Genomic DNA, 8203 nt, shown 5'->3' on the forward strand with positions numbered 1-8203 from the left:
GACGCCGCGTGCGCGGCAGACGTGTGACCGGGGTTGGTGCGTGTCCGGGAGGACGTGATGAATCTGGAAAGCAAATGGCTCGAGGACTTCAGTGCCCTGGCCGCCACCCGCAGCTTCTCGCAAGCGGCCGAACGGCGCTTCGTGACCCAGCCGGCGTTCAGTCGGCGGATCCGCAGTCTGGAAGCGGCGCTGGGGCTGACCTTGGTCAACCGCTCGCGCACGCCCGTCGAGCTGACGGCGGCGGGGCAACTGTTTCTGGTAACCGCACGCACCGTGGTCGAACAGCTCGGCGAAGTGCTGCGCCATCTGCATCATCTGGAAGGCGGGCAGGGCGAGGTGATGCAGGTGGCTGCGGCTCACTCACTGGCGCTGGGCTTCTTCCCGCGCTGGATCGCGCAACTGCGCAACGAAGGTTTGAACATCGCTACGCGACTGGTCGCCACCAACGTCGGTGACGCCGTGCATGCCTTACGTGAGGGCGGTTGCGATCTGATGCTGGCGTTCTACGACCCGGACGCGGCCATGCAGATGGACCCGGAAATCTTCCCGTCGCTGCATCTGGGGCAAACCGAAATGTTGCCGGTGTGCGCGGCGGATGCTGAGGGCAAGCCGCTGTTCGATCTGGAAGGCGAGGCCAGTGTGCCATTGCTGGCCTACAGCGCCGGGGCTTTTCTCGGGCGTTCGGTGAACGGTTTGTTGCGTCAGCGTCAGCTGCGTTTCACCACCATTTATGAAACGGCGATGGCCGACAGCCTCAAGAGCATGGCGCTGGAAGGACTGGGCATTGCCTGGGTGCCGCAGCTGAGCGTGCGTGCCGAACTTGCCCGCGGGGAACTCGTCGTCTGTGGCGGCCCGCAATGGCATGTGCCGCTGGAGATCCGCCTGTACCGCTGCGCGCTGGTGCGCAAGGCCAACGTGCGGTTGCTGTGGCGCAAGCTCGAAGGCGGCGCTGCAAGTAGTTCTTGACCAGCATGTGGCCGCCACCGGTTTTATTAAGGCACGTTATTTAAAAAGGCACGAATTTTTGCCCTGTTCGCATCGGTATAGGTATTGCAGTTGCTATATAAACTATTTGCCTTTGGCGCCATGTAGCTTTCACACCACCAACCGCCTCGGTAGAAAACATCAGCGTTATCATGTGAGGCAGTGAGTGTGTGCCCGATTTCATGGCCAACAAAGAGTTTTGATTTCAGTGATGCTATAGCGACTTGTCCCCCATCAAATGCGAGGCCCCCGGTTTTTTCATTCAAGCCTTGCTTGGTTAATAGAATGAACCTGGAGGTCGGCGTGTCAGGCAGGTTTTGCTCGTTTCGATAATGGATGGCTCGCCTTAACCAGTTTTCGTAAACCCTTTGATTGTCATCATCTCTATAAGCAAAGTCAGTATAAGAAGGTCGGTTTCTAACGAATTGGACAGATACTCGGCGCCCCGTGACGCTTTCCAGTTCCTTGATCACGGGCAAGAAGTGCTGGGTGAATATCTCTGATTGTGGCTGGGTGATATCGTCATGAATAAACGCATGAATGAAGATCGGCCTTTTCTCCATGAGCGGAGCTGAGAACGACCGTGTTTGAATGGAGGAGTGTTCCGGCGGCCGAGAAGTATGGTCAATGGTGACACTTGCATGACTCACAGAGTTAATGGTCAGACCTGCAAGCAATATTGGTATGATTGTTAATAACTTAGACATAAGGTTTCTATTCCGGGTGAGGATGATTAATGGTGAAGTGTGTAGAGGTCTGGTTATCAGGTACGGTCGGATTATTAGCGTGCGGAATTTGTTTTGTGGAGTCTTGATGTGTGTCCGTTAATGTTGTCGGGTCGGAATGTCGATTTGGATAGTTGGTTTTTATCCATATGTTTTTAGATCGGTATAACTGTTTCTTTGAATGACGGTATTACGCCGTTATTGCCAGGTGGGGTGAGTCTTTCAGAACGATTGCCCGCTGACCTCAAAGTCAGTAAAAACAGGAAAAGAGCCGGCATGACAGATGGTCGTTTCGGGGGCTGTTTATTGGCTTCTTTGCGGTATACTGCGCGGCCTTCGGCCGGCACGTCCGGCCATTTTTCGTACAATCAAGCCACGCAACCTGCGTGGCTTGTTGTTTTTTGACGCGCCTGCGGGCGCCCAGAGAGAAGAGGCGCGACGATGAGTGCACTGGTTGGCGTGATCATGGGCTCCAAGTCCGATTGGTCCACCCTTAGCCACACCGCCGATATGCTGGAAAAGCTCGGCATCCCGTACGAGGTCAAAGTGGTCTCTGCCCACCGCACCCCGGATCTGCTGTTCCAGTACGCCGAAGAGGCTGAAGGCCGCGGCATCGAGGTGATTATCGCCGGTGCCGGTGGCGCAGCCCACTTGCCAGGCATGTGTGCGGCCAAGACCCACCTGCCGGTGCTGGGCGTGCCGGTGCAGTCGTCGATGCTGTCGGGCGTCGATTCGCTGCTGTCGATCGTGCAGATGCCAGCGGGCATTCCGGTCGCCACCCTCGCTATCGGCAAGGCCGGCGCAATCAATGCCGCGCTGCTCTCGGCAAGCATCCTCGGTGCCAAGCATCCGCAGTTCCACGCGGTACTGAAAACCTTCCGTGCCGAGCAGACAGACAGCGTCCTGGACAATCCAGACCCACGTATTGCCTGAGGTTGTTGAGATGAAGATCGGTGTAATCGGTGGCGGCCAGTTGGGTCGCATGTTGGCGCTGGCGGGCACCCCGCTGGGCATGAACTTCGCTTTCCTCGACCCTGCGCCGGACGCTTGTGCGGCCGCCTTGGGCGAACACCTGCGGGCCGATTACGGCGATCAGGATCATCTGCGCCAACTGGCCGATGAAGTCGATCTGGTGACCTTCGAATTCGAAAGCGTCCCGGCTGAAACCGTGGCGTTTCTCTCGCAATTCGTCCCGGTCTACCCGAGCGCCGAAGCCCTGCGCATCGCTCGTGATCGCTGGTTCGAGAAGAGCATGTTCAAGGATCTGGGAATTCCGACCCCGGCCTTCGCCGACATTCAGTCGCAAGCTGATCTGGACGCAGCCGTGGCTTCCATCGGTCTGCCGGCCGTGCTGAAAACCCGCACTCTGGGTTACGACGGCAAGGGCCAGAAGGTCCTGCGCAAACCGGAAGACGTGGTCGGTACCTTCGCCGAACTGGGCAGCGTTGCCTGCCTGCTGGAAGGCTTCGTGCCGTTCACCGGTGAAGTCTCGCTGATTGCCGTACGTGCCCGCGATGGTGAAACGAAGTTCTATCCGCTGGTGCACAACACCCACGACAGCGGCATCCTCAAGCTGTCGGTTGCCAGTACCGATCATCCGTTGCAGGCATTGGCCGAAGACTACTCCAGCCGTGTGCTCAAGCAGCTGGATTATGTCGGCGTGATGGCGTTCGAATTCTTTGAAGTCGACGGTGGCCTCAAGGCCAACGAAATCGCTCCTCGCGTACACAACTCCGGGCACTGGACCACCGAAGGCGCCGAGTGCAGCCAGTTCGAAAACCACCTGCGGGCGGTTGCCGGTCTGCCGCTGGGTTCGACCGCCAAGGTCGGCGAGAGCGCGATGCTCAACTTCATCGGCGTTGTTCCGCCGGTCGAGAAGGTCATCGCCATCGAAGATTGCCATTTGCACCACTACGGCAAAGCCTTCAAGGCCGGGCGCAAGGTCGGTCACGCCAACCTGCGCTGCGCCGACATGGCCACCCTCCAGGCGCAGATCGTCAAGGTCGAAGCGCTGATCGCCGAGTAACGGCAGTTTCATGTGGCAGCGGCGGAACCATTCAGGGGCCGCCGTTCTCTCATGGCAGGATGCCAAAGTCTGACTAGGCTTCGCATATCTATCATTGAGAGGGAATTGCCATGGGAATTATCGGAACCATCTTTATCGGCTTGATCGTCGGCCTGCTGGCGCGGTTCCTGAAACCGGGCGATGACAGCATGGGCTGGATCATGACCATCCTGCTCGGTATCGGCGGTTCGCTGGCAGCCACCTACGGCGGCCAGGCCCTGGGCATCTATCAGGCAGGTCAGGGCGCAGGCTTCATTGGCGCACTGGTCGGCGCGATCGTTTTGCTGGTGATCTACGGCCTGATCAAAAAGAACTGATCCAAAGCGACAAAGCCCTCTCTGCCAAAGTGGCCGGGAGGGCTAGAATGCTCGGCGATTCAACGTTCCCTCCTTTCTTTACCGAGCACCTTCATGCGCCGTCTTCTGTTGACTCTCCTTTTCCTGGGCAGCGGTTTGGCCCACGCCGGCGAACTGCCGGAAACCGACTGGCTCGAACTGATGCCCAAGTCGGACCAAAAAGCCCTTGAGGCCATGCCCGAAATCGACCACAACTCCCCCGAAGCCACCGGTACCTTCACCGAGAAGGGCGGCATGAAGCAGGCCAAGGGTCTGCCGGCGGTGATGTATTCGACCAAAACCGTGGCGTCGATGAACGACAGGCACATCCGCATCGGTGGTTACCCGGTGCCGCTGGAGTCCGATGCCAAGGGCCGCAGCACGCTGTTCTTCCTCGTGCCGTACCCGGGCGCGTGTATCCACGTGCCGCCACCGCCGCCGAATCAACTGGTGCTGGTGCGTTATCCGAAAGGTTTGAAGCTGGATGACATCTACACGCCGCTGTGGGTGACCGGCACGCTGAAGATCGAGAAGGTCAGCAATGATCTGGCTGACGCGGCGTATGCGCTGGAAGCGGACAAGGTGCGGGTGGTGCAGGAATCTGACCTTTAACAGTCACCCCCAAACAACTGTGTGCCAGCCTCTGTGGCGAGGGGATTTATCCCCGATAGGTTGCGAAGCAACCCCGTTTTTTAATCAAAAACAGGGGGCCTGCTCCGCAGGCCAACGGGGATAAATCCCCTCACCACAAAGGCTCACTCCTACATTTGGTTTTACGGTGTTGGTCAGAGCGGTTTGCTGCCGACGCTGACGCTCATGGTGTGGCTCGCACCCGGTGCCAGATTCACCACATCGTCCATCACATTCGCCGTCTCGATGCACAGCATGCGCTGCCAGCCATCGTTGTCCATATCCGCCAATGCCGCCGCACGGTCGATCCACGGGTTCCAGATCACCGCCGTGCGCGAGCCGGTGGCGGTCAGCACGATGCGCCGTTCCCACGTCGGGTCGACGATGCTCAGTTGTGGCGGAGCGTCGAGGTAGATGCGGTCGGTTTCGCCGGCAAACTGCAGATCGCCTTTCTGCGCGTGGGTGTTCCAGTTGTCCAGGGTCTCGATGTAGTTCAAGCCATCCACACCCTCGACGTGTACGTTGCGCACGTCGCTGACCGCGTAATAGGTGTGCAACGCCTGACTGAGGCTGACGCTGTCGGTGCCGCGGTTGTGGCTGGTCAGGCTGATATGCAGTTGATCATCCAGACGCAGAGTCAGGGTCAGATCGACGTCATGCGGCCAACCGGCAAAACCGCCCTCCGGGCAGGACAGTTTGAATTCGACCTTGATGCCATGGGCCTCGGCTTCGATGCCGCCCAATTCCCAATCGGTTGCTCGCACAAAACCGTGGGCCGGCGCCGGTTCATCACTGACGCGCATCGCTTTCACGCTCTGCGGATTGCGCTCGAAGATGCCGAACCACGGCCAGCACACCGGCACGCCGGCACGGATGCTTTTGCCGGTCTTGAACTCGGCCTTGTCATTGAGCCAGATGATCGGCGGCTGGCCGTCGATCTGATAACTGAGGATGTGCGCGCCTTGCTGGGCCACCAGCACTTCGGCCTGACCGTGGCGGATGCGCCAGCAGTTCAGTTCATCCAGTTTCACGGCTTCAACGTTGGGCGTGTTCATGGGACAGCTCTCGATCAGACACTTGGGACGACTATCGACCGCAAATCGGCCGCAATGTTTAACGCGCGCGCGGTGGCACCGAACGGGTGCGGCCGCTGCCGTCGATGGCGACGAAGACGAACACCGCTTCGGTGACTTTACGCCACTCGCTGGACAGCGGATCGTCGCTCCACACCTCAACCATCATCTGGATCGAGCTGCGACCGATTTCCAGGGTCTGGGTGTAAAAGGACAATTGCGCGCCAACTGCCACAGGCACCAGAAACGCCATGCGATCGATGGCGACGGTCGCGACGCGGCCGCCAGCGACACGGCTGGCCATCGCGGTACCGGCCAAATCCATCTGCGCCACCAGCCAGCCGCCAAAAATATCGCCAAAGCCGTTGGTTTCGCGTGGAAGTGCGGTGATTTGCAGGGCCAGGTCGCCTTGCGGGATCGGATCTTCTTGTTCGAGCTCTATCATGCCGGGGGTGCCTCTGACCCGTGACTCTTCGTTGGTATTGCTGGTGGTAGCCGTCTTCGGGAAAAACGATTCAGCACCGAACATACTACGTTCGTCACGTTTTCCATAAGGCGCCTAAAGGGGAAACTCTGCGAAACCGACTGAAGCCCATCCAGCAACGTTTTCGCACAGCAACCCCCTACAAACCGGAGCAAGGTTGCGAGTATATCGGTCGGTAGACTCCGCGACGACCATCCGGTTCTCATTTCGACCGTCAAATACGCGCCTCTATGTGCTTTTTCGAACAATTTGCTATGGTGCCGAACCTGCCCAAGTCACAGCCAGCGTTGTTGTGGCGGTAGATCCGACTATAAGAGAAGCCCTTGCCATGACCACAGCGCCTTCGAGCCTCGCGCAGCCCGAGCAACCCGCACGACCATTGACCCGCAACGACTACAAGACTCTGTCGCTGTCCGCCCTCGGCGGTGCGCTGGAATTTTACGATTTCATCATCTTCGTGTTCTTCGCCACCGTGGTCGGCAAGCTGTTCTTCCCGGCCGACATGCCCGAATGGCTGCGTCTGATGCAGACCTTCGGCATCTTCGCCGCCGGCTACTTGGCGCGGCCACTGGGCGGCATCGTCATGGCGCACTTCGGCGACCTGCTGGGGCGCAAGAAGATGTTTACCCTGAGCATTTTCATGATGGCCGTGCCGACCCTGATCATGGGGCTGCTGCCGACCTACGCACAGATCGGCCTGTGGGCGCCGATCCTTCTATTGTTGATGCGGGTGATTCAAGGCGCGGCGATTGGCGGCGAAGTGCCGGGGGCGTGGGTTTTCGTTTCCGAGCACGTGCCGCAAAAGCACATGGGTTACGCCTGCGGCACGCTCACCAGCGGTCTGACCGCCGGTATTCTGCTCGGCTCGCTGGTCGCTACCGCGATCAACAGCATCTATACGCCAATGGAAGTGGCTGATTACGCCTGGCGGATCCCGTTCCTGCTCGGCGGCGTGTTCGGCCTGTTCTCGGTCTATCTGCGCCGCTGGCTGCACGAAACCCCGGTGTTTGCCGAGCTGCAACAGCGCAAGGCGCTGGCCGAAGAAGTGCCGTTGCGCGCCGTGTTGCGTGACCATCGCGGCGCGATTGCGATCTCGATGCTGCTGACCTGGCTGCTGTCCGCCGGCATCGTCGTGGTCATCCTGATGACCCCGACCGTGCTGCAAACCGTTTATCACTTCTCGCCGACGGTCGCACTGCAATCGAACAGCCTGGCGATCGTGTTCCTGAGTCTGGGCTGCATAATTTCCGGCGCGCTGGCCGATCGGTTTGGTGCCGGCCGGGTGTTCGTATTCGGTTGCCTGGGCTTGCTGATCAGCTCGTGGACCTTCTATCACAGCCTCGCCGATCACCCGAACTGGCTGTTCCCGCTGTATGCACTGACCGGTCTGCTGGTCGGCACCATCGGTGCGGTGCCATACGTGATGGTCAAGGCGTTCCCGCCAGTGGTGCGCTTCAGCGGTCTGTCCTTCTCTTATAACGTCGCCTACGCGATCTTCGGCGGCCTGACGCCAATGGTGGTCAGCCTGCTGCTGAAAGAAAGCGCGATGGGGCCTGCCTACTATGTAGCGGTCCTGTGCGCGATGGGGATTCTGGTGGGGGCGTGGCTCTGGAAGAAGGGGCGCTGATCCAGACTCTGCATCAGGTGTTCTGACGCCATCGCGAGCAGGCTCACTCCTACATTTGGAATGCATTTCAGTTGTGGGAGCGAGCCTGCTCGCGAATGGGGCATCCCGAATCATTCAGTAAAAACCCGAATGCTGGCCTTTCATCCAATTGTCATATTTCAGCCATAGAGTGTTCACACGGCCTGCTGATACTTGGCCCCGACTTAACACACCCTATCTGCTAGGAGTAAGGCATGAAACTGAAGCGTTTGATGGCGGCAATGACTTTTGTCGCTGCTGG

9 protein-coding genes are annotated in these 8203 nt (G+C 59.1%); 6 read left to right on the forward strand and 3 right to left on the reverse strand.

The genetic code is table 11. The annotated features are described in order from the left end of the window. The first annotated feature begins 57 nt into the window (after positions 1 to 57). Complete coding sequence (locus tag ACIOWE_RS28830) at positions 58 to 966, forward strand: LysR substrate-binding domain-containing protein (protein WP_401398307.1); 909 nt, start codon at positions 58 to 60, stop codon at positions 964 to 966. 26 nt (positions 967 to 992) lie between these two features. Here the strand turns inward: ACIOWE_RS28830 and ACIOWE_RS28835 are convergent, their stop codons facing one another. Further along, entirely contained in the window at positions 993 to 1691 is a 699-nt protein-coding gene (locus tag ACIOWE_RS28835) for a hypothetical protein (RefSeq protein WP_401398309.1), read from the reverse strand. 459 nt (positions 1692 to 2150) lie between these two features. Between ACIOWE_RS28835 and purE the strand changes: the two genes are divergently transcribed. The 4 genes from purE to ACIOWE_RS28855 all read left to right on the forward strand — a co-directional run bounded on the left by purE (position 2151) and on the right by ACIOWE_RS28855 (position 4721). Next, complete coding sequence (purE, locus tag ACIOWE_RS28840) at positions 2151 to 2642, forward strand: 5-(carboxyamino)imidazole ribonucleotide mutase (RefSeq protein ID WP_003229641.1); 492 nt, start codon at positions 2151 to 2153, stop codon at positions 2640 to 2642. Positions 2643 to 2652: 10 nt separating this feature from the next. Beyond that, a complete protein-coding gene (locus tag ACIOWE_RS28845; RefSeq protein WP_047596872.1) occupies positions 2653 to 3735 on the forward strand; it encodes a 5-(carboxyamino)imidazole ribonucleotide synthase in 1083 nt (360 codons plus the stop codon). Between the two features lie 110 nt (positions 3736 to 3845). Then, positions 3846 to 4091, forward strand: a complete 246-nt coding sequence (locus tag ACIOWE_RS28850; RefSeq protein WP_003229635.1) for a GlsB/YeaQ/YmgE family stress response membrane protein — start codon at positions 3846 to 3848, stop codon at positions 4089 to 4091. A gap of 93 nt (positions 4092 to 4184) precedes the next feature. After that, on the forward strand, positions 4185 to 4721 hold the full coding sequence (locus ACIOWE_RS28855; protein WP_401398311.1) for a DUF3299 domain-containing protein: 537 nt from the start codon (positions 4185 to 4187) through the stop codon (positions 4719 to 4721). A 173-nt stretch (positions 4722 to 4894) separates the two neighbouring features. On the opposite strand, the gene ACIOWE_RS28860 is transcribed toward ACIOWE_RS28855, so the two are convergent. Both ACIOWE_RS28860 and ACIOWE_RS28865 read right to left on the reverse strand, forming a co-directional pair. Further along, a complete protein-coding gene (locus ACIOWE_RS28860) occupies positions 4895 to 5794 on the reverse strand; it encodes a D-hexose-6-phosphate mutarotase (RefSeq protein ID WP_401398313.1) in 900 nt (299 codons plus the stop codon). 58 nt (positions 5795 to 5852) lie between these two features. Beyond that, positions 5853 to 6257 carry an acyl-CoA thioesterase gene (locus tag ACIOWE_RS28865; protein ID WP_003229628.1) on the reverse strand — a complete coding sequence of 135 codons (405 nt, stop codon included), beginning with the start codon at positions 6255 to 6257 and terminating at the stop codon, positions 5853 to 5855. Positions 6258 to 6624: 367 nt separating this feature from the next. On the opposite strand from ACIOWE_RS28865, the gene ACIOWE_RS28870 reads away from it, so the two are divergent. Next, positions 6625 to 7923, forward strand: coding sequence for an MFS transporter (locus tag ACIOWE_RS28870; RefSeq protein ID WP_401398315.1), 1299 nt, complete (start codon positions 6625 to 6627; stop codon positions 7921 to 7923). Positions 7924 to 8203 lie beyond the last annotated feature (280 nt).

The sequence above is a fragment of the Pseudomonas sp. NPDC087598 genome, assembly GCF_044743525.1.
GTDB lineage: Bacteria > Pseudomonadota > Gammaproteobacteria > Pseudomonadales > Pseudomonadaceae > Aquipseudomonas.

Excerpts from the sequence above, each read along its gene's own strand:
- ACIOWE_RS28830 (WP_401398307.1), top strand. The coding sequence starts at position 58 with ATGAATCTGGAAAGCAAATGGCTCGAGGACTTCAGTGCCCTGGCCGCC.
- ACIOWE_RS28835 (WP_401398309.1), bottom strand. The coding sequence starts at position 1,691 with ATGTCTAAGTTATTAACAATCATACCAATATTGCTTGCAGGTCTGACC.
- purE (WP_003229641.1), top strand. The coding sequence starts at position 2,151 with ATGAGTGCACTGGTTGGCGTGATCATGGGCTCCAAGTCCGATTGGTCC.
- ACIOWE_RS28845 (WP_047596872.1), top strand. The coding sequence starts at position 2,653 with ATGAAGATCGGTGTAATCGGTGGCGGCCAGTTGGGTCGCATGTTGGCG.
- ACIOWE_RS28850 (WP_003229635.1), top strand. The coding sequence starts at position 3,846 with ATGGGAATTATCGGAACCATCTTTATCGGCTTGATCGTCGGCCTGCTG.
- ACIOWE_RS28855 (WP_401398311.1), top strand. The coding sequence starts at position 4,185 with ATGCGCCGTCTTCTGTTGACTCTCCTTTTCCTGGGCAGCGGTTTGGCC.
- ACIOWE_RS28860 (WP_401398313.1), bottom strand. The coding sequence starts at position 5,794 with ATGAACACGCCCAACGTTGAAGCCGTGAAACTGGATGAACTGAACTGC.
- ACIOWE_RS28865 (WP_003229628.1), bottom strand. The coding sequence starts at position 6,257 with ATGATAGAGCTCGAACAAGAAGATCCGATCCCGCAAGGCGACCTGGCC.
- ACIOWE_RS28870 (WP_401398315.1), top strand. The coding sequence starts at position 6,625 with ATGACCACAGCGCCTTCGAGCCTCGCGCAGCCCGAGCAACCCGCACGA.